The organism is Xanthomonas sp. F10 (assembly GCF_014206815.1).
Taxonomy (GTDB): Bacteria; Pseudomonadota; Gammaproteobacteria; order Xanthomonadales; family Xanthomonadaceae; genus Xanthomonas_A; species Xanthomonas_A indica.
Genome location: NZ_JACHNP010000003.1, coordinates 441,290 through 461,029, shown reverse-complemented (window position 1 = coordinate 461,029; position 19,740 = coordinate 441,290). Strand labels below are relative to the sequence as shown.

11 protein-coding genes are annotated in these 19,740 nt (G+C 72.1%); 6 read left to right on the top strand and 5 right to left on the bottom strand.

Going from position 1 to position 19,740, the window contains the following annotated elements; translation table 11 throughout:
* Positions 1–35 precede the first annotated feature (35 nt).
* The 4 genes from recD to FHR56_RS18775 all read right to left on the bottom strand — a co-directional run bounded on the left by recD (position 36) and on the right by FHR56_RS18775 (position 14,985).
* Positions 36–2,039, bottom strand: coding sequence for an exodeoxyribonuclease V subunit alpha (gene recD / locus FHR56_RS18790; protein ID WP_160948488.1), 2,004 nt, complete (start codon positions 2,037–2,039; stop codon positions 36–38).
* Between the two features lie 121 nt (positions 2,040–2,160).
* On the bottom strand, positions 2,161–6,012 hold the full coding sequence (recB, locus tag FHR56_RS18785; RefSeq protein WP_160948492.1) for an exodeoxyribonuclease V subunit beta: 3,852 nt from the start codon (positions 6,010–6,012) through the stop codon (positions 2,161–2,163).
* On the bottom strand, positions 6,009–9,419 hold the full coding sequence (recC, locus tag FHR56_RS18780; protein WP_160948491.1) for an exodeoxyribonuclease V subunit gamma: 3,411 nt from the start codon (positions 9,417–9,419) through the stop codon (positions 6,009–6,011). Before recC ends, recB begins: the two co-directional genes overlap by 4 nt.
* 556 nt (positions 9,420–9,975) lie before the next feature.
* Entirely contained in the window at positions 9,976–14,985 is a 5,010-nt protein-coding gene (locus FHR56_RS18775; RefSeq protein ID WP_221441959.1) for a putative Ig domain-containing protein, read from the bottom strand.
* Positions 14,986–15,279: 294 nt separating this feature from the next.
* On the opposite strand from FHR56_RS18775, the gene FHR56_RS18770 reads away from it, so the two are divergent.
* The 4 genes from FHR56_RS18770 (at position 15,280) to FHR56_RS18755 (ending at position 17,607) form a co-directional block, all read left to right on the top strand.
* The gene (locus FHR56_RS18770) at positions 15,280–15,825 is read left to right on the top strand and encodes a tail fiber protein (protein ID WP_019797430.1); all 546 of its coding nucleotides are present in this window, start codon (positions 15,280–15,282) and stop codon (positions 15,823–15,825) included.
* A 68-nt stretch (positions 15,826–15,893) separates the two neighbouring features.
* The gene (locus tag FHR56_RS18765; RefSeq protein ID WP_184502804.1) at positions 15,894–16,421 is read left to right on the top strand and encodes a tail fiber protein; all 528 of its coding nucleotides are present in this window, start codon (positions 15,894–15,896) and stop codon (positions 16,419–16,421) included.
* 59 nt (positions 16,422–16,480) lie between these two features.
* Entirely contained in the window at positions 16,481–17,017 is a 537-nt protein-coding gene (locus tag FHR56_RS18760) for a tail fiber protein (protein ID WP_019797428.1), read from the top strand.
* 8 nt (positions 17,018–17,025) lie between these two features.
* Positions 17,026–17,607, top strand: coding sequence for a GNAT family N-acetyltransferase (locus FHR56_RS18755; RefSeq protein ID WP_184502803.1), 582 nt, complete (start codon positions 17,026–17,028; stop codon positions 17,605–17,607).
* Here FHR56_RS18755 and FHR56_RS18750 read toward each other — a convergent pair.
* Positions 17,589–17,876 carry a hypothetical protein gene (locus FHR56_RS18750; RefSeq protein ID WP_019797426.1) on the bottom strand — a complete coding sequence of 96 codons (288 nt, stop codon included), beginning with the start codon at positions 17,874–17,876 and terminating at the stop codon, positions 17,589–17,591. The two genes, FHR56_RS18755 and FHR56_RS18750, sit on opposite strands and share 19 nt — an antisense overlap.
* Before the next feature lie 285 nt (positions 17,877–18,161).
* Between FHR56_RS18750 and FHR56_RS18745 the strand changes: the two genes are divergently transcribed.
* A complete protein-coding gene (locus FHR56_RS18745; protein ID WP_184502802.1) occupies positions 18,162–18,953 on the top strand; it encodes an ATP-binding cassette domain-containing protein in 792 nt (263 codons plus the stop codon).
* Positions 18,953–19,702 (top strand): MlaE family lipid ABC transporter permease subunit, encoded by a 750-nt coding sequence (locus tag FHR56_RS18740; RefSeq protein WP_010341089.1) that lies wholly within the window; start codon positions 18,953–18,955, stop codon positions 19,700–19,702. The genes FHR56_RS18745 and FHR56_RS18740 overlap by 1 nt, the downstream gene beginning before the upstream one ends.
* The last annotated feature ends 38 nt before the right edge of the window (positions 19,703–19,740 follow it).

Sequence of the window (19,740 nt, the reverse complement as noted above, 5' to 3'; positions counted from 1 at the left end):
GGGAACGGGCGCGCGATGCAACGCGCCCGCGGACATCAGAACAACGAGCCCTGGCTGGGGACCGGCTCATCCTTCGCTGGCGGCGTTGGCGGTGGTGGCCGTGGCGGTAGTGGCGGATCGCCACTCGGCTCCGCCCCACCCAATCGCCACGCCAGCCCCGAGATCCGCGCCGCGTGCCGGGCCAGCGCGGCGCGCAGCACCGCTTCGCTGGCGGCGATGTGCAGCGCGCGGCGGGCGCGGGTGATGCCGGTGTAGACCAGTTCGCGGCTGAGCACGCGGGCGTCGCGCGCCGGCAATTGCAGCCACACCTCCTCGAACTCGCTGCCCTGGGCCTTGTGCACGGTCATGGCGAAGGCGCTCTCGTGCGCGGGTAGCGCGGCCGGATGGAAGCCGCGGACCTGGCCGTCGCCGGCGCCGTCGAACCAGGCGACCAGGGTGCCCCGCGCGTCGCGCAGGCAAATGCCGACGTCGCCGTTGAACAGGCCGTGGCGGTAACTGTTTTCGGTGATCAGCAGCAGGCGGCCGTGGAACCAGGGCGCGGCGGCGCCGAGGCGGCGTGCGCCGCTGGCGGTCTCGGCCAGCAATTGTTCGATGCGGGCGTTGAGCCCGCGCGCGCCCTGCGGGCCGGCACGCACGGCGGTGAGCAGGCGCAGGCGCGCGGCGGCGCGCAGGGCCTCGGCCGGATCGTCGGCGTCGCCGAGGGCGCGCCAGTGCGCGAGCAGGGCGTCGCCGCCGGCGGCGAGCGCGTCGTCGACGCCGTCGTGGAAGTGCACGCCGGCGAGTTGGCCGTCGCGCAGCAGGCGCAGGGCGCCGTCGGCATCGCCGCTGCGGACCGCGTCGGCCAGCGGCGCCAGGGTGAAGTCCTGGGCCTGGCGGTAGCCGCGCAGCAGGTGCACGCGGTGCCCGACCAGGCCGCCATCGTCGCGGGCGACCGCGCTGTGGCCGAGCAACGGCTGCAGCGCCTGGGCGTCGTCGGCCTGCAGTGCGTCGCCGGGGCCGGCGGCCTGCAGGATCGCGGCAAGCACGTCGCCGGCTTCCACCGAGGGCAACTGGTCGGCGTCGCCGAGCAGGATCAGCTGCGCGCCGTCGGCCACGGCGTCGACCAGCTTGCACATCAGCGGCAGATCGACCATGGAGGCTTCGTCGATCACGATCAGGTCGAACGGCAGCGGGTTGTCGGCGTCGTGGCGGAAGCGCGGCAGGTCGGGGATGACGCCGAGCAGGCGATGCAGGGTGCTGGCGCCGGCCGGCAGCGCCTCGGCCAGGGCCGGATCGACGCCGTCGGCAAGCGCGCGCGCCACCGCGGCGCGCAGGCTCTCGGCCATGCGCTCGGCGGCGCGGCCGGTGGGCGCGGCCAGGGCGATGCGCGGCGGCGGCAGGCCGGCGGCGCGGGCCTGGGCCAGGCGCAGCAGCAGCAGGCGGGCGATGGTGGTGGTCTTGCCGGTGCCGGGGCCGCCGGTGACCAGCAGCAATGCGCGGCGCAGGGCGAGCGCGGCGGCTTGGGCTTGGCGGTCTGATGGATCGTTGGCGGTCGGACCCTCACCCGCCCTTCGGGCACCCTCTCCCGGGGGGAGAGGGAAGAGCTGGGCGAACAACGGTGCGAGGGCGGCGAGGTCGCTGTGCGGCAGCGGCTGCGCGGCGAGGCGGCGCAGGCCCAGGGCCAGGCGTCGCTCGTACTCGCGGTAGCGGCGCAGGTACAGCAGGCCGTGTTCGAGTACGAGTGGGCAGTCGGGGCTGGCGGGGTCTTCGGCAGCGGGTTGTGCGACCCAGCGCGAGGCGGCCAGGGCACGGGTCCAGTGGTCCGCGGTGGGCAGCGCGGGCGGAGCGGCATCGCGGCTGTCGAGCAGGAGGCTGGCGCGCGCCGGGTCGAGGCCGGCGTGGCCGCTGGCCACCGCCAGCGAGGCCAGGGCGGCGCCGGCCAGGACCAGGTCGGGCGTGTCCGGGTCGAGCCGGGCCAGGCTGTGGGCGAAGGCATGGTCCAGCGTGCGCAGGGTGCCGGTGCGGTAGAGGATGGCCAGGAGGTTGGTGGGTTGGCTCACGGGGTGGGGACTCCGTGGGCGGACGCACCCTCACCCCAACCCCTCTTCCGGGGGGAGAGGGGCTTGAGCGTGCGCGGGGTGCCGGCGCGGCGGAGGGAGGCCGGGAGGTGGGTGGGGTGGCTCACGGGGTGGCTCCGTGAACGGACGTACCCTCACCCCAACCCCTCTCTCCCACGGGGACTTCCTGCGGTCGCCGCGGGGAGAGGGGCTCAGGCGGGGCGCCGGCGAACAGGGCGTCGACGCCTTCGATCAGGTGCGGGTCGAAGCGCCAGGCGTACACGCCCGGCGATGGGGCGCGCGAGGCGTCGAGGCCGCGGCAGAACAGGTAGCGCACGCCACCGAAGTCGCGGACGTAGTCGTAGCCCTCGCCCAGGCGGAAGCGCAGCCAGCGGTGCAGCGCCACGGTGTAGATCAGCGCCTGCAGGGTGTATTCGCTGTGCGCCATCGCCCGCGCCAAGGCGTCGGGGTCGTAGGCCGGCAGGCGGTTGGACTTGTAGTCGAGCACGTACCAGCGGCCGTCGTGGTGGTAGGTGAGGTCGATCAGGCCGGTCATCAGCCCCTCCAGGCGCTGCCGCGCGCCGAACGCCTGGCGCTCGCCGGCCACGCCGAAGCGGTGCAGCAGCGCCAGCAGTGCGTCGACCCGGGTCGGGCGCATGGCGAAGTGGAACTCCATTTCGTTGCGCCGCTGCTCCTCCGGCACCGCAGCCAGGCAGGTGCCTTCGGGCAGCGCCACGGTGAGGGTGTTGCCGACCAGGGCGGTGAGCATGGCGGTGCCGTCTTCCAGTTCGTCCTCGGCATAGCCGCCGCGCTGCAACGCTTCGACGATGGCGGTGACCTGCCCGGCCGGCGCCGGCTGGCCCGGCCGCCAGTCGCGCCAGGCGGCGAAGTCGCAGCGCTCGAACACGTCGTGCATGGCCACGCCGAAGCGGTTGCCGACGAAGCGGCGGTCGACCATGTCCACCTCCACCGCGGCGCTGACCGGCTCGCTGGCGGCGGGCTCGTCGCTGCCGCCGCTGCTGGGCACGGTGGCGCTGGCCATCGGGTCGCTGCCGGCGTCCGCATTGGCCAGCTGGGTGAAGCTGTACACCCACCACTCCGGCAGCACCCGCCGCTGCGGCACGCGCGCCGGCGGTACCGGCGGCGCCGGCTCGGGCGGCAGCCGCGGCAACTGCGCCGGCGGCGGGGTGCTGTCGAGGGCGATGGCGCCTGGCGCGGCGGCGGCTTGCAGGGCGTCGAGGTCGCGCAGCATCGGCGCCAGCGCGGTGCGCTCGTGCTGCGGGAAGGCGCCGGTGGCGATCCACAGCGCGTGTTCGGCGCGGGTCAGGCCGACGTAGAGCAGGCGCGCGTCCTCGGCGCGCTGTTCCTGTTTCCACGCAGCTTCGGCCGTCTCCCAGGCCGGATCGGATGCGCCGCCGCTGCGGCCGGTGTTCCACTGCAACTGGCGCCCGCCCTGCGGTGCCGGCACCACGCAGTGCCGCCCGGGGCTGCGCTCGCTGCGGCCGATGCCGGCGTACGGCAGGAACACCAGCGGATACTCCAGGCCCTTGCTCTTGTGCAGGGTGACGATCTGCACGCGGCGCGCATCCGACTCCAGGCGCAGCTGCTGCGCCTCGTCGCTGTCGTCGGCATTGGCGATGCGCCGCGCCAGCCAGTCGACCAGGCCGTGCGGGCCGAGCGCGCGGGTGTCGGCTTCCTGCAGCAGTTCGGCCAGCTGCAGGTAGTTGGTGAGGCGGCGCTCGCCGTCGACCAGGGCCAGCAGGCGCTGCCCGTGCGCGGCGCCGAGGTCGCCGATCAGCGCCAGCGGACCGCCGCGCTGCCAGCGCTCGCGCCAGTCCAGCGCCTGTTGCTGCCAGCGGCGATGACGCTCGCCGTCGTGGTCGAGTGCGGCGATGGCCGCGGCGTCCTCGCCGATCAGCACGGTGGCCAGTGCGGCGCGCAGGCGGCCGTCGTCGCCGGGGTCGAGCAGCGCCTGCAGCAGGGCCAGCAGTTCCAGCGCCTCGTCGGTGGCGAACAGGCTGCGGCGGCCGGCGGCGACCGCGGGAATGCCGGCCGCGGCCAGCGCCTGCTGGATGCGCGTGGCCTCGCCGTGGCTGCGCACCAGCACGGCGATGTCGCCGGCCTGCAGCGGACGGCCGAGCAAGCTGGCGGTGCCGTCGCGGGCATCGGCCAGCCAGCCGCGGATCGCCGCGACGCAGGCGGCGGTGCACAGCTCGCGGGCGCGACCGGCACTCCAGGGCTTGGGTTTTCCGGGCGCCTTGGCGGTGGCCGGCGGCGGCGGCGGTTCCGGCGCGCGCCACACGGTCAGCGCCGGGGCCGGTGCGCCATTGCGCTGCAGGTCGGCATCGACGCGCTTGCTGCCCGGCTGCACCGGGTGGAAGGCGATGCCGTCGGTGAGGAAGGCGTCGGCGTAGCCGGCCTGCGCGTACAGCGCGTCGATCGCCGCCAGCAGCGCGGGGCGCGAGCGGAAGTTGTGCGCCAGCGGCGGCGCACGTTCGGCGCCCGCGGCGGCCGCCAGGTAGGTGCGCACGTCGCCGCCGCGGAAGCCGTAGATGGCCTGCTTGGGGTCGCCGATCAGGGCGAGCAGCGGCGGCGGGTCGTCCGCTGTGGACAGCGAGGGCGCGATCGCCGCATCGCCCTGCGCCACGGCGGAGCTAATCGTCTCCGGCGCGAACACCTTGCGGAAGATCGTCCACTGGCGATCGTCGGTGTCCTGGAACTCGTCGACCAAGGCCACCGCGTACTGCGCGCGCAGCCGCTGCGCCAGGGCGGCGCCGTGCGGGCCTTCCAGCGCGCGCGCCACGCCTTCGACCAGGTCGTCGTAGGTCTGCACGCGGCGCTGGCGCTTGAGATAGGCCAGCCGCTCCGCCGCGTCGGCGCGCAGCGCATGCAACAGGCAGATGCGGCGTTGCGTGCGCCACTGCGCCAGTTGCGCCAATGCGGCCAGGTAGCCGTCGATGGCGTGGCTCAGCGGCGAGGCCGGGGTGCGCTCGGTGTGCTTCTTGTTGGTGCCGGCGGCCAGTTCGGCGGCGGTGAGCTTGACCAGCTTCGGGTGCGGCGGCGCGTCCGCCGCCGGCGCCGCGGCGAAGGCATCCAGCCAGTGCCACAGCGCGGTCAGCCAGTCGGGCTTGTAGCTGACCTTGCTCAGCACGCCGGCCTCCATCGCCGCGGCGATCGCCTCGAAACAGGCGGTGCCGTGGGTGCGGAACGCTTCGGCCAGCGCCACCCCGGCGCGCTGCGCGGCCTGCTGCAGCACGTCGCCGTCTTCGGCGGCGAAGACCGGCGCGGCCGGCAGCAGGGTCGGATGCCGCACCAGTTCGCGCAGATCGATGGCCATGCCGTCCGGCCCACCCGGCCACAGCGCCACCAGGTCCTCGGCCATCGCCGGATCGGCGGCGCGTTGCCGCCACAGGTCGGCGGCGACGTCGCGCAACAGTTCGCGGTCGTCGGTGAGCAGCTGCGGCGCGGCGAAGGCCTGGCCGCTTTCCAGCGCATGCTCGCGCAGCACGCGCGCGCAGAAGCCGTGGATGGTGAAGATGGCGGCGAGGTCGATGTCCTCGGCGGCCTGCTGCAGGCGGCGGCGCAGGGCGGTCGGGGTTTCGCTGCCGGTGGCCAGGTGCGCGGTCAGGATGGCGCGGGTGAGGGCGACGTCGGGGGCATCGAGTTGTGGCTGCGACGTGGTGTCCGCGTTCTCTGTCGCGGCTAAAGCCGCTCCTACGAGGTCCGGGGCAGAGTCCGGCACCAGGCTGGCCGCCAGCGCCAGGCGCTCGCGGATGCGGCGGCGCAGTTCCTGGGTGGCGGCCTCGGTGAAGGTAACGGCGAGGAGTTGGCCCAGGCGCAGGCCGCGTTCGACCACCAGGCGGGTGAACAGGGTGGCCAGGGTGAAGGTCTTGCCGGTGCCGGCGCTGGCCTCGATCAGGCGCACGCCGTGCAGCGGCAACTGCAGGTAGGGGTCGCGGTCGGGTGCGGCGCTCACTCGGCGTCCTCCTGGGTGCCGCGCCAGCGCTGCCAGCTGTCGCTCAGTCGGTCGGGATCGAGCGCGGGGCCGGCGTCGCCCTGCTCGAGCAGGCCGAACACGCGCTGGCTGGTGGCGGCGAAGTCGGCGAAGCGCTGCGCATCGGCGAACGGGTCGCGGCCGCGGCCGACCAGGCGCAGTTCCGGGCTGTCGGCCTCGCTCCAGCCGAAGCTGGCCTGCCATTGCGCGGCGGCGTCCTTGATCGCCTTGTCGAGATCGCCGGCGCGCGCGGCCTGGTAGTACTTCCAGCTGCTGTACGGCGCGAACGCCAGCGGCGCCTGCCGACCATGCCGGTACAGCTGCAGCAGCTCGCCCAGTGCCTGCTGCGCCTGGACGGCGGGCAGCGGTTCGCGGTCCATCGGATGCGGGCCGAGGCTGTCGTCATGGTCGAAGAACCGCACGTAGGGGGCGCGTTCGCCGGCCGCGCGCAGCAGCAGCCATTCCAGACCGTGGCGGATCACGCTGCGCCCGCTCAAGGCGCCCACCTGCACCCGCGCCACGCCGGGCGCGTACCAACCCGGCAGGCGGCCATGCAGTGCGGTGCCGTCGAGGTCCACCTGCAGCCGCGGCGCCAGCGGCGGGTCGTCGTCGCCGCCACGCCACTGCCGGAACGCCTCGGCGTACGGGCGCAGTTGGCGCACGCGCTCGTCGAGCTGGCGCCGGCCCAATGGCCCGGACGGCAGCAGCGCGCGGGCACGCAGGCGTTCGTACAGCGCCTCGGTGTCCTCGCGCAGCACCGCTTCGAACACCTGCTGCTGCAGGCCGTACTGATCGAGTCCGCGGCTGGGCGCCAGCAGCGGTTCCAGGTCGCTGTCGGCCTGCGCCGGATCGGGCAGGCGCAGGCCCAGGCGCTGGCGCAGGAACTGCCCGGCCGGATCGACCAGCAGCCGCCGCAGGTCGTCGATGGACAGTTGCGCCGGCAGCGCGTTGTCGGCCGCGGCCGGCAGCGCGTCGATCCATGGCACCAGCGGCTGGCGCTGGCCGACCAGGCTGTCCACCGCCGGCCGCCACTGCCGGCGGTAGCTGAAACGGCGCGGGTCGGCATCCTCGGCACCGGTGGCGCCGAACGCGGCGGCGGCGAACGGCTGCAACGGATGCCGCACCACCATGGCCGCGGCCGCGGCCGGGTCGGCGTGGTACTGGGCGGCGCAGGCCAGCAGTTCGCCGACCAGCGGCGAGGGTTCGCGCACGCTGCCGTCGCGCGCGTCGGCGCCCAGGTAGCTCAGGTAGAACACTTCCTGCGCCGAGGCGAACAGCTGCAGGAACAGGAAGCGGTCGTCCTCGCGCGTCGAGCGGTCGCCGTGGCGGCGGCGCGTGGTGCCCAGTTCGGCGGTGAGGCGGTTGAGCCCGGCGGCCGGATCACGGCGCGGGAAATCGCCATCGTTCATGCCCAGCAGGCAGATCACCCGGAACGGCAGCAGCCGCATCGGCACCATGCGGCCGAAGCTGATGCCGCCGGTGAGCAGCGGCGCGCGCGTGTCCGATTCGCCCAGCACCGCGGCGAAGTGCGCGCGCACCACCTCGGCCGGTACCGCCTCGGCATAGTCGGCGCGGGCGGCGTCGCGCGCGAACTGGTCGATCAGCGCGCGCAGGCGCTCCAGCGCGCGCTGCTGGCGCGGTGCCGACGGACTCTGCGGCAGCAGCGCCTCGAGCAGGCCCAGCAGCACTTCGCGCCACTGCGCCGGCGGCATCGGCTCGGCCAGCGCGGCCTGGTGGCGATCGAGCACGCGCAGCAGGCGCAGCAACGTGTCCAGCGCCGCCAGCGCGCTGCCTTCCAGCTGCGGCCACGGCGCCACGCCGTCGATGTCGTCCTCGGCGCCGCTGGCGTGGCCGAGCAGCAGCCGGTCCAGGGCGAAGCGCCAGGTGTAGGCGTCGTCGGCCGGCGCCTGGTGGCGCTGCCGGTGCGCCGCGTCCAGGCCCCAGCGCGCGCCGGCGGCATGCAGCCAGGCGCGCAGGCGTTCCAGCCCGGCCTCGTCCAGGCCGGCGGCCTCGGCGATCGGCGCGCTGGCGAACAGGTCCAGGATCTCGTGCAGGCCGAAGCGCGCGATCGGCAGGCCGAGCAGCGCCAGGAACACCTCGGCCAGCGGCTCGCTGGCCAGCGGGCTGGCGTCGGCCAGCGCGTACGGCAAGGCGTCGTCGCCGGCATGGCCGCCGAACACCGCGTCCAGGTACGGCACGTAGGGATCGATGTCCGGCGACAGCACCGCAATCTCGCGCGGCTGCAGCGGCGGCTCGAAGCGCGGGTCGTCCAGCAGCGCGCGCAGTTGGTCGTGCAGCACCTGCAGCTCGCGCAGGCGGGTGTGGCAGGCGTGCACCTGCAGGCTCGGATCGTGCGGATCCACCGCGGCCAGCGGCGCAGGCTGCGCCGGCGCGCGGCGATGGAACAGGTCGCTCTGCATGCGCCGCAGCAGGGTGTCGCCGAGGCCGCCATCGGCCAGCGCGCGCCGGCCCGACTCGAGCGGATCGGCGTAGACCGCGATCTCGGCCAGCGGATGCACCACCTCGTAGTCGCCGATCAGTGCCATGAAGTCGCGCCCGGCCGCGCCCCAGGCCTGCAGCAGCGGGTTCTCCTGCACGTGCTCGGCGAACAGGTCCACCGCCCCGCCCTCGCGGCGGCGCTGCCACAGCGTCTGCAGATCGCCCCAGTAACCCTGCGCCGGGGTCGGCAGGTAGAAGTGCAGCGTGCCGGCGCGCGCCTGCGTGGCCAGCACGCGCAGCACATCCGGGGAAATGTTGAGCACGGCGAAGGCGAACAGGCGCCGCGGCAGGCCTTGCGGCAATGGGCCATCCGGGCGCGCGTAGCGGTCCAGGTACTGGCCGATGCGGCGTGCGCGGTAGGCGCGGCCGCTGGCGATGCGCCGCCACAGCCGCGCCTGCGGATCGTCCGGGTCGGCGCCGCCTTCCCAGCGCAGCAGCCAGTCGCGGCGCCAGGCCTGGTACTTCTCGAACACGTTGCTCAGTTCGCCGGCCAGGCTCCACGGCTTGAGCGCATCGCCATCGGCCAGATAGCCGGCCAGCGACGCCAGCGCCGCGTCGCTGCCCAGGTCGCCCTGCAGCGCCGCGTACAGGCGCCAGTGCATGGTCGCCATGTCCAGGTCGTCGGCCGCCGCGCCGAGATTGCGCTCCAGCGCGCGCGCGACGAACTCGCCGGGAGTGAGGAATTCCAGGTTCGCCGCCACCCCGTGCACCGCAGCCAGGGTCGACTGCAGCCAGCGCCGCATCGCCACCTGCGGGATCAGCACCACCTCCGGCGCCAGCAAGGGCTGCTCCGGCGGCGGCCGGCGCAGTTCTTCGGCGAGCAGGGCGGCCAGGGTATCCAGCGCGTTGGACGGATACAGCCGGAAATCGGGCGCGGATGGGGCAGGCATGTGCCGGGCATTGTGCCGGATGCGGGCATGCGGCGCTTTCGGGCCCAGCCTCGTGTACCCAAACATCGCGAGTCGCTTCGCGCCGGACCCTCACCCCAACCCCTCTCCCGGGGGGAGAGAGGCTAGCCCGTCCCTTCTCCCACCGGGAGAAGGTGGCCCGCAGGGCCGGATGAGGGTGCGGGCGCAGCCTCGCGTGCCCAAACATCGCGAGACGCTTCGCGCCGGACCCTCACCCCAACCCCTCTCCCGGCGGGAGAGGGGCTAGCTGCTCCCTTCTCCCGCCGGGAGAAGGTGGCCCGCAGGGCCGGATGAGGCCGCGGGCGCAGCCTCGTGTACCCAAACATCGCGAGACGCTATCGCGCCGCACCCTCACCCCAACCCCTCTCCCGGGGGGGGGGGGGGAGAGGGGCTAGTTGCTCCCTTCTCCCGCCGGGAGAAGGTGGCCCGCAGGGCCGGATGAGGGTGCGGGCGCAGCCTCGCGTGCCCAAACATCGCGGGTCGCTTCGCGCCGGACCCTCACCCCAACCCCTCTCCCGGCGGGAGAGAGGCGACGGCATCAGTACTTCTTCTCGACGTTGAACATCCAGGTCTGGTCGCTGCCGCTGTCGCCGTCGGTCACGCCGCGGTATTCCACGCGCGTGGACAGGCCCTGATCGGTGCTGAACACCACGCCCACGCCCAGCATCAGCCGGTTGCGGTCGTACACGCTCTGCCCGGTGCGGTACAGGGTGCCGCCGACAATGTCGGCATAGCCCAGCGTGGCGTCGCCACGGCCCTGGAAGTCGTGCTGGTACTCGAGCCGGAACTGCGGGGTCAACCGCCCCCAGGTCATCTGCCGGCGCCATTCCAGGCGCAGGCCGAGGTTGCCGGTGGTGGTGGCCACGTCCATGTCCTCGTAGCGCAGCGCGTACGGCGCCATCGTCGCTTCGCTGTAGGCATCGAGCGTGGCGCGCGCGGCATCCACCCGCGCATACGGGGTGATCTGCCAATCGCCGCGCTGCAGGTCGGCACCGGCCGACAGCGACGCGATCCACTGGTGGCCGCTGCGGTCGCCTTCGGCCAGTGCACCGTTGTCGGTGACGTAGCGACGCAGGTCGTAGGACAGCAGCTGGTAGCCGACCAGGGTGTCGAAGAACAGGGTCTGGCCCGGGTGATAGCTGGCATACAGCGCCAGCGTGTACGCGGTGGACGTGCTGCGGCTGCCGTCATGGCCGACATCGCTGTCGTCGCGGCCCCAGCCCACGCCCGCACCCAGCGCGAAGGACGGGGACACGCGGTAGTCGGCGCCTACGCTCAGGCCATCGGTCTGGAAATCCACGCCGGCACGCTGCGACTGCTGGTCCAGGCTGCCGGAGCGGATCGCGCCGCCCACCCACAGGCCGAGGTCGCCCGCCGCCGTGCCGGTCTCGCGCGGCGCTGCCGAGGTGTCGGCGCCGCCGTCCATGGCGTTGTCGCGCAGGTCGCGGTTCGCCGGGTCGCACGCTTGCGCGTCGAGGTTGCGGTCGCTCTGCAGCGTGCGGTCGCGCTGGCGGCAGTGCGAGGTGGCCTGGAAGCTCACGCCGTTGTCGAAGCCACGCGCACCACGGTGGGTCGCCTCCAGGCGGCGCTGGAAGTTGTCGATCTGCGCCTTGGCGAAGCGCCGGGTCGACTCGGCCTGCGCGTCGATCAGGCCACGCACCTGCGCATCCTGGGTCGGATCCGGGCGCGGCGCGATCATGAACACGATGTCCGCCTCGGCCGAGGTCGCGTACGCGTTGGACAGGGTGAAACGCACCGTGGCGTTGCCGGAGAAGGCCGGGTTCGGCACGAAGGTGAGCATGAAGCCCGGGCCCTCGTCCGCCGCCGCGGTCGGCACGCCGGCGGCCTTGGCGGCGGCCCGGGTGATCGTCGCGGTACCGGCATTGGCCGGCAGCACCGCGACCACGGCAGCGGCCACGAACGGGCCGCCGGTGGCGTTGCGGGTGACGTCCAGGGTCTGCGCCTGCCCGGTCACCGCCGGCACCATCGCCGACGCCGCGATGGGGCGGGCGTTGACGGTGATGGTGACGATGGCCGGCGCCGAACTGCCGCCCGCACCGACGGCGATGTAGTGCACGCTGTCCACGCCCACGTAGCCGGGCGCCGGCGTGTACACCAGGCGCATGCCATCCACCGTGGCGGTGCCGTGGCTGGGAGCGGTGGCCACGGCGATGCTGTCGATGCTGCCGGTGTCGTTGCCGGTCACCTCCAGGGTCAGCGCGGTCTCCACCAGGGTGGCGCCGGTGTCGTTCGCCGCCACCGGCGCCGGCATCGCCGAGGCGATGGTGAGGGTGTAGGCCTGCGTGGCCGAGAAGCCGTTGGCGTCGCTCACCTTGATGCTGAAGGCGAAACTGCCGGCGGCGCTCGGCGTGCCGGACAGCACGCCCGCCGCGGTCAGGCTCAAGCCGGTCGGCAACGCGCCAGTGACCACGCTGTAGCTGTACGGCGCGGTGCCGCCGCTGGTTGTGAGGGTCTGGTTGTACGCCGTGCCCGCGGTGCCGGCAGGCAAGGTCGGCTGACCCGGGGCCAGGGTCGGCGCGGCGATGCTCAGCGTGTAGCTGCGGCTGGCCTGGCCGGGGACGCCGGCGGTGCTGTCGGTGACGGTCGCGGTGAAGACGAAGCTGCCCGCCTGGGTCGGGGTGCCGGAGAGCACGCCGGCGGCGCTCAGGCTCAGGCCGGCCGGCAGGGCGCCGGTGGCGATGCTGTAGCTGTACGGCGCGGTGCCGCCCGTGGCGCTGAGCGCCTGGCTGTAGGCCGTGCCCGCGGTGCCGGCCGGCAGCGACGGGGGCACCAGGGTCAACGTCGGCGACGCGACCGTCAGCGTGAACGCCTGCGCCGCAGTGAAGGCGTTGGCGTCGGTGACGCGCACGGTGAACGCGAAATTGCCGGCCGTGGTCGGCGTGCCGGACAGCACACCGCCGGCGCTCAGGCTCATCCCGCTCGGCAGGGCACCGGCAGTGAGCGCATAGCTGTACGGCGCCGTGCCGCCGCTGGTGCTCAACGCCTGGCTGTAGCTGGCAGCGATCGCCGCCGCCGGCAAGGTCGGCGGGGTGATGACCAGGGTCGGCGAGGCGATGGCCAGGGTATAGGCATGCGAGCCGCCGAAGCCGCCGGCGTCGGTGACGCCGATGACGAAGGTGAAGCTGCCGGCCACGGTCGGGGTGCCGGAGAGGACACCGGCGCCGCTCAGGCTCAGGCCCGCAGGCAGGGCGCCGGAGCTGAGCGCATAACTGTAGGGCGCCGTGCCGCCGCTGGTGCTCAGCGTCTGGCTGTAGGCGGTGCCGGCGGTCCCGGGCGGCAGCGTGGACGGCGCGACGGTCAGGGTCGGCGAGACGATGGCCAGCGTGTAGCTGCGCGCGGCCTGTCCCGCGGTGCCGGAGGTGCTGTCGGTCGCGGTCAGGGTGAAGCTGAAGTTGCCGGCCACGGTCGGCGTACCGCTCAGCGCGCCGCTGGCACCGTTGACGGTGACGCCCGCCGGCAACGCGCCGGCGCTCACCGTGTAGGCATACGGCGCGATGCCGCCGCTGGCCGGGGTGACCGCCGCGCTGTAGGCCTGGCCGGCGGTGCCGTTGGGCAGGGTCGTCGCCGGCAGGGTCAGTGTCGGCGCCGCCACGGTCAGCGTGTAGGCACGGCTGCCGCTGGTGGGCGTGCCGCTATCGGTCGCGGACAGGGTGAAGTTGAAGCTGCCGCTGGCGGTGGGCGTGCCGGACAGTACGCCGGCGCTGCTCAGGGTCAAGCCGGCCGGTAGTGCGCCGGCGGTGAGCGAGAAGGTGTACGGCGCGGTGCCGCCGCTGGCGAGCACGGTCTGGCTGTAGGCACTACCGGCGGTCGCCGCCGGCAGCGAGGCCGGCGCGATGGTCACCGTCGCATCGTCGTTGAGGATCGTGCCGGTCGCGGTGGCACGCGCGATGGAGGCGTTGCTGGCGCCGGACAGGTTCAGGGTGAAGGTTTCGTCCGGCTCGACGGTGGTGTCGCCGTTGATGGTCACCGCCACGTTCTGCACGGTGGTACCGGGCGAGAAGGTCAGCGTGCCGGAGCGGGCGACATAGTCGCTGCCCGCGTTGGCGCTGCCGTCGGCGGTCGCGTAATTGACCGTGACGGTCTGGCCGCTGGCGGCGCTGAGGCTGACGGGGAACGTGGCCGTGGTGGTGCCGCTGTTGCCTTCGGTGACGCTGACGTCGCCGACCGACAACGCCGGCGCCGCGTCGTCGTTGACGATCGTCCCCTGGCCCTGACCATCGGCCACGGTGGCGCCGCTGACATTTGTGACGTTGACGAAGAAGGTCTCGTCGGGTTCGTTGAGCGTGTCGCCGACCACCTGCACGGTGAAGGTGGCGCTGCTGCTGCCGGCCGCAATGGTCAGCCCGTTCACGCTGGAGGCGATGTAGTCGGTACCCGCGGTCGCGGTGCCGTTGGCGGTGGCGATGTCGAAGCTGACCCCGCCGCTGCCGGCCGGCTGGCTGAGCGAGACGGTGAAGGTGAACGCGGTATTGCCGGCATTGCCCTCGTTCTGCGACACGTCGTTGATCGACAGCGCCGGCTGGTCGTCGTTGAGGATGGTGCCGGTGGCACTGGACGGCGAGCCCACGGTGTAGCCGCTGCCCGCGTTGAGGCTGATCACCACGGTCTCGTCCGGCTCCACCGTGGTATCGGGAGTGGGATCGATGGTGATGGTACCGCTGGTCTGGCCGGCCGCAATCACCAGCGGCGAGTTGACCGCGGCGTAGTCGGTGCCCGAGGTGGCTGTGCCGCCCACGTTGAAACCGATCGACAGCGCCGACGGCGACGCCTGGCTCAGGGTGACGGTGTAGACGAGATTGGCGCTGCCATCCTCGGCCACGCTGGCCGGCGACACCGCAATGCTCGCCGAGGGATAGTCGTCGTTGACGATGGTGGCGGTGGCGCTGGACGGGTTGCCGATCGAGTAGCCGCTACCGCTGGCTACCTGGAAGATCACCGTCTCGTCGGCTTCCACCGTGCTATCGGCGACCGGGGTGATGCTGAAACTGGCGGAGCTGGCGTTGGCCGGCACCACCACGCTGGTGACCGCGCCGGTGTAGTCGGTTCCGCTGGTGGCCGTGCCGCTGCGGGTCAGGTTCACCGTGGTCGCCGAACTATTGGTCGAGCTCAGCGTCACCGTGTAGACGAAGGCCGCGCCGCTGTCCTCGTTGGCGCTGGACGGCGAGACCGCGATGCTGGCGGTGCGCGAGGGGTTGACGGTGATGTTGAAGACAACCTGGTTGTTGTCCTCGTCCAGCAGGTAGAACGAGTCCGAGGTCGCGCCGTCGCCGTTGTTGGTGTAGGTCACTCGCTCGGTGCCGGCCGCGTCGAGCTGGCCGGTGAGGACGTAGTTACCGTGCGACGGCTGCGCGCCGTCGCTCATGCCGGTATTGGAGGGCCCGTCGCAACTGCTGACGTCGAACGTCACCGAGCCACCCGAGTTCACGGTCGCGGTCTGAGGCGTCGTGCAGTAGGGTCCGGCCGCCAGGCAGACCTGCGACATCGCCAGCAACAGCAGCGCCATCAGCCAACGCAACGTCAGCCGCATACCGCTCCACGCGGTGCAATTCGTAGACATATTCGATTCCCCTAAAACGCGCCACCCCAATGGGCGCTGGCAGCCATCCTGGTGCCTCGGACTCCGCAGAACATTGGCCCCCCAAGCATCGGCCATGCGCGTCGCGCGGCCATTGGAACAGCAAGTCGGCGGCGACGTAAAGCAACAAATGCGTCATGTCTGTCTGGTTCAGCGAAATCGTCGCTTGCATGTCGCCGAAGTCGTGATTAAGTAGATGCGCACCAGACACGAGGTCTGTGCCATCAACTCCGGGGGGAGATCCGCATGAGCGAGTTCTTCATCGGTCAGATCATGCTGACCGGTTTCGCGTTTGCGCCGAAGTATTTTGCGCAGTGCAACGGGCAATTGCTGCCGATCAATCAGAACCAGGCGCTGTTCAGCCTGCTCAGCACCCGCTTCGGCGGCGATGGCAAGACCACGTTCGGCTTGCCCGACATGCGCGGGCGCACGCCGATGGGCTATGGGCCATCGGCCGATCCGGCATGGCAACCGCCTGCCCTACCGATGGGCCAGGCCGCCGGCGCGGAGACAGTGACCCTGGTGGGCGACAACCTGCCCGCGCATACCCACCTGCTGGATTGCAGCAGCGTCAACGGCGACAACCGCACGCCGACCGGCCGCCTGTTCGCGAACAACAACATGTCCACCGGGACCCCGCATGCGTTGTATGCGGCGCCCGGCGCGACGATACCGCTGTCGCAGTCCACCATCGCCAACAGCGGCGGCAGCCAGCCGCATCCGAACGTGCAGCCGTACACCACGATCAATTTCTGCATCGCGCTGTCCGGCATCTTCCCCTCGCGCAGCTAGGCGCATCCGCATTCGGGCGCGCAGCGCGCATCCGTGCGCGTGGCGCCTCATCGACCAGGAAGCATCTCATGGGCACCCCTTTCATCGGCGAAATCCGCATGTTCGGCTTCGGCCGCACACCCCAGGGCTGGCAGGCGTGCGACGGCTCGCTGCTGCAGATCTCCGAGTACGAACCGTTGTACGTCCTGCTTGGCACCGTCTACGGCGGCAATGGCACCACCACCTTCGCGGTGCCGGATCTGCGCGGTCGCCTGCCGATCCATCAGGGCCAGGGGCCGGGGCTCAGCAACTACGTGCTCGCCCAAAAGGCCGGCACCGAGACGGTGACGTTGACCGACCTGCAGATGCCGGCACATACGCACACCGCGCAGGCCACCACCGAGGCGGCGACCGCCACCGCGCCCGCCGGTCTGCTCCCAGCCGCCGTGAGTGGCGCCTTGTTCTATGCCAGCGACACCAGCGGTACCACCACGCTGGCGATGTCCACGCAAAGCACCTCGTTCGCCGGCGGCAACCAGCCGCACGACAACACCATGCCGACACTGACGGTGCAGTACTGCATCGCCACCACCGGCATCTTCCCGCAACAGGCCTGATCCCTGCGCCGCGCCGGCATGGCTGCGGCACGCATCCGCTGCATCGGAGGAATCCGCTCATGACCGAACCCTATCTCGGCGAAATCCAGCTGTTCGGCTTCGACTACAACCCGTATGGCTGGGCGCTGTGCAACGGCGCCGTCCTGCCGATCACGCAGAACAGCGCGCTGTATTCGCTGCTCGGCGTGGCCTACGGTGGCAATGGCAGCAGCACGTTCCAGTTGCCGAACTTCACCGCGCGCGCCGGCTGCCAGCAAGGCCCGGGACCTGGGCTGACTGCGCACACGCTGGGCAGCAACTTCGGATCGGCGGGCGTCAGCCTGCAAAGCACGCAGATCCCGATGCACCAGCACGGCGTCAATGCGTTCTCGCAACCGGATCCGGCCAAGAAGACCGGCACCCCTGCCAGCGGTGCCGCCCTGTCGTCACTGAACAGCACCAGCGAACGTCCGTTCCTGGCCGTCGCGCCGAACACGCAGTTCTCCCCGACCATGGTGATGCCCACCGGCAAGGGGCTGGCGCACGAGAACCGGCAGCCGTATCTGGCGGTGAACTTCTGTATCGCGCTCAGCGGGGACTACCCCGTCTTCAGTTGAGCGGCCACATGGCCAGTGCTGCGCCTGTGCCGGCGTTTCCCGCCAGGCACGAGGCCATCGAGGCGCCAGCCGCGCTGCGGACGCGTGGCGTGGTGCTGCGCGCCGCGCACGCGGGCGACATGCCCTGGCTGCGCGACCTGTACGCCAGCACGCGCCACGACGAGCTGGCCGCGGTGCCATGGCCGGAACCGGCCAAGCGCGCCTTTCTCGACCAGCAGTTCGCCTTGCAGCACGCGCACTATCTGCAGCATTTCCCGTCCGCCGACTTCCTGATCGTGGAAGACCCGCGCGGGCGGCTGGGTCGGCTGTACCTGGACCGCAGCGCGGATCCGCACGTGCTGGTCGATATCAGCCTGCTGCCGGACTGCCGCGGACAAGGCATCGGTAGCGCGCTGATCGCGCACGCGCAAACGTTCGCGAGTGCGGACGGGCGTGCGCTGACGTTGCATGTCCTGCATGCCAACCCCCAGGCGCAGCGGCTTTACGCGCGGCTCGGCTTCGTCGCCGGCGAAGCCGGCCAGACCCATCTGGCCATGCGCTGGGACGGCCCCGGCGCGGGGCCGGGCACGGGTCAGTTGAACACCGCCTGATACAGGAAGCCGTCGCGTTCGCGCGCGACCGGCACCAGGAAGATGCCGATCTCGCCCAGGCGCGGATGACGCATCTGGTAGGTCTGCTGCGGAAACAGGAACGCCGAGCCGTTGCGGAACAGCAGCGAGAACGGGGCGCGCCGCGCCGCGGGAGACGTCGGCAACGGCCGTGCCTCCACCAGCACGAACGCGACCTCGCCCTCGTTCAACTGCGCCGCGAACGTCTCGTTCACGCTTCCGGCGAAGTGTTCCAAGCTCAACAGCTCCATCCTTGACTCCAGGTGTGGTTCGGCACGGGCGCCTGCCGGCATCGTCGCGTGGCGCAGCCAAGGGCACAAGCACGTCCCGGCATTTGTCCACACGGCGTGCGGCGACGGCGCGCCCGACGCGATCGCGGGCCGGGCAGAGACGCTGCGGCATGACACGCTGTTGCATGAACAGGGCGAAGCCGGCGCGCACACCGGCCCTTGCGGTGCCACAATACTGCACGGGCCAGTTCGGTTAAGTTCAGCCGAACGGATCGATCCTATGTTGTATTTTCGTTAAAGGTCGCGATGGCGTCTTCCGAACCCAATCTGGTGCAGTTGTCGGGCGTACGTATCGACCGCGGCGGCCGCGCGATCCTGCGCGACGTCTCGCTGCGCGTGCCGCGCGGCAGCATCACCGCCGTGCTCGGGCCGTCCGGCAGCGGCAAGTCCACGCTGCTGGCGGCGCTGACCGGCGAACTGGTGCCGGCCGCGGGCACGCTCGAGGTGTTCGGCCAGCCGCTGCCGCGCGGCAGCCGCGCGCTGCGCGAGACCCGCAAGAGCATCGGCGTGCTGCTGCAGGGCAATGGCCTGCTCACCGACCTGAGCGTGGCCGAGAACGTGGCGCTGCCGTTGCGCGCCCACACCCGCCTGCCGGAGCCGGTGCTGCAGCGGCTGGTGGCGCTGAAGCTGCACGCGGTGGGCCTGCTGGCCGCCGCCGATGCCTGGCCGCGCGAGCTGTCCGGCGGCATGGCGCGGCGCGTGGCGCTGGCACGCGCGCTGGCCCTGGATCCGCCGCTGATGATCTACGACGAACCCCTGACCGGCCTGGACCCGATCGCCTCCGGCGTGATCATGAGCCTGATCCAGCGCCTCAACCACACCCTGGGCCTGACCAGCATCATCGTCAGCCACCACGTCCACGAGACCCTGCCGATCTGCGACCAGGCCGTGGCCATCGCCAACGGCGGCGTGGTCTTCGCCGGCACCCCGCAGGAATTGCAGGCCAGCAGCGATCCGCTGCTGCAGCAGTTCCTGCACGGCCGCCCCGACGGCCCGATCCCGTTCGATGCGCCGCAGCGCGCGCGGAGCGCCGCCTGATGGCCATCGTTGCCCCGATCCGTTCCCTGGGCCGCGCCGGGCTGTTCTTCCTGACCGTGCTGCGCGGCTCGCTGCCGACCCGCGACCTGCTGGCCGAGCTGATCCGCGAGATCTACAAGGTCGGCGCGCGCTCGCTGCCGATCATCGCCGTGGGCGGCGCCTTCGTCGGGCTGGTGCTGACCCTGCAGGGCTACCGCACGCTGCAGACCTACGGCGCCTCCGATGCGCTGTCGACCCTGCTCGGCCTGTCGCTGTACCGCGAACTGGCGCCGGTGCTGACCGCGCTGCTGTTCATCGGCCGCGCCGGCAGTTCCATCGCCGCCGAACTGGGCCTGATGCGCGCCACCGACCAGATCAAGGCGCTGGAGCTGATGGCGATCGACCCGGTGGCCAAGGCGGTGGCGCCGCGCTTCTGGGCGGCGGTGCTGACCGTGCCGCTGCTGACCGGCATCTTCTGCTCGCTGGCGATCAGCGCCAGCTATTTCGAGGCGGTGGGCGCTCTCGGCCTGGACCGCGGCACGTTCTGGTCGGCGCTGTCGAGCAGCGTGGATTTCTGGGACGACTTCGGCGTGGCGATGCTGAAGTCGGCAGTGTTCGGCGGCACCGCGGCGCTGGTGGCGGCCTATGTCGGCTTCCACGCCGAGCCGACCATCGAGGGCACCTCGGTGGCCACCACCCGCGCCGTGGTCAACGCCTCGCTGCTGGTGTTGATGTTCAATTTCGTCATGTCGGCGCTGCTGTTCCGCTGAGCGGCGCCAACGCGTAGCCAGCCGGCGACGGCAGGCTC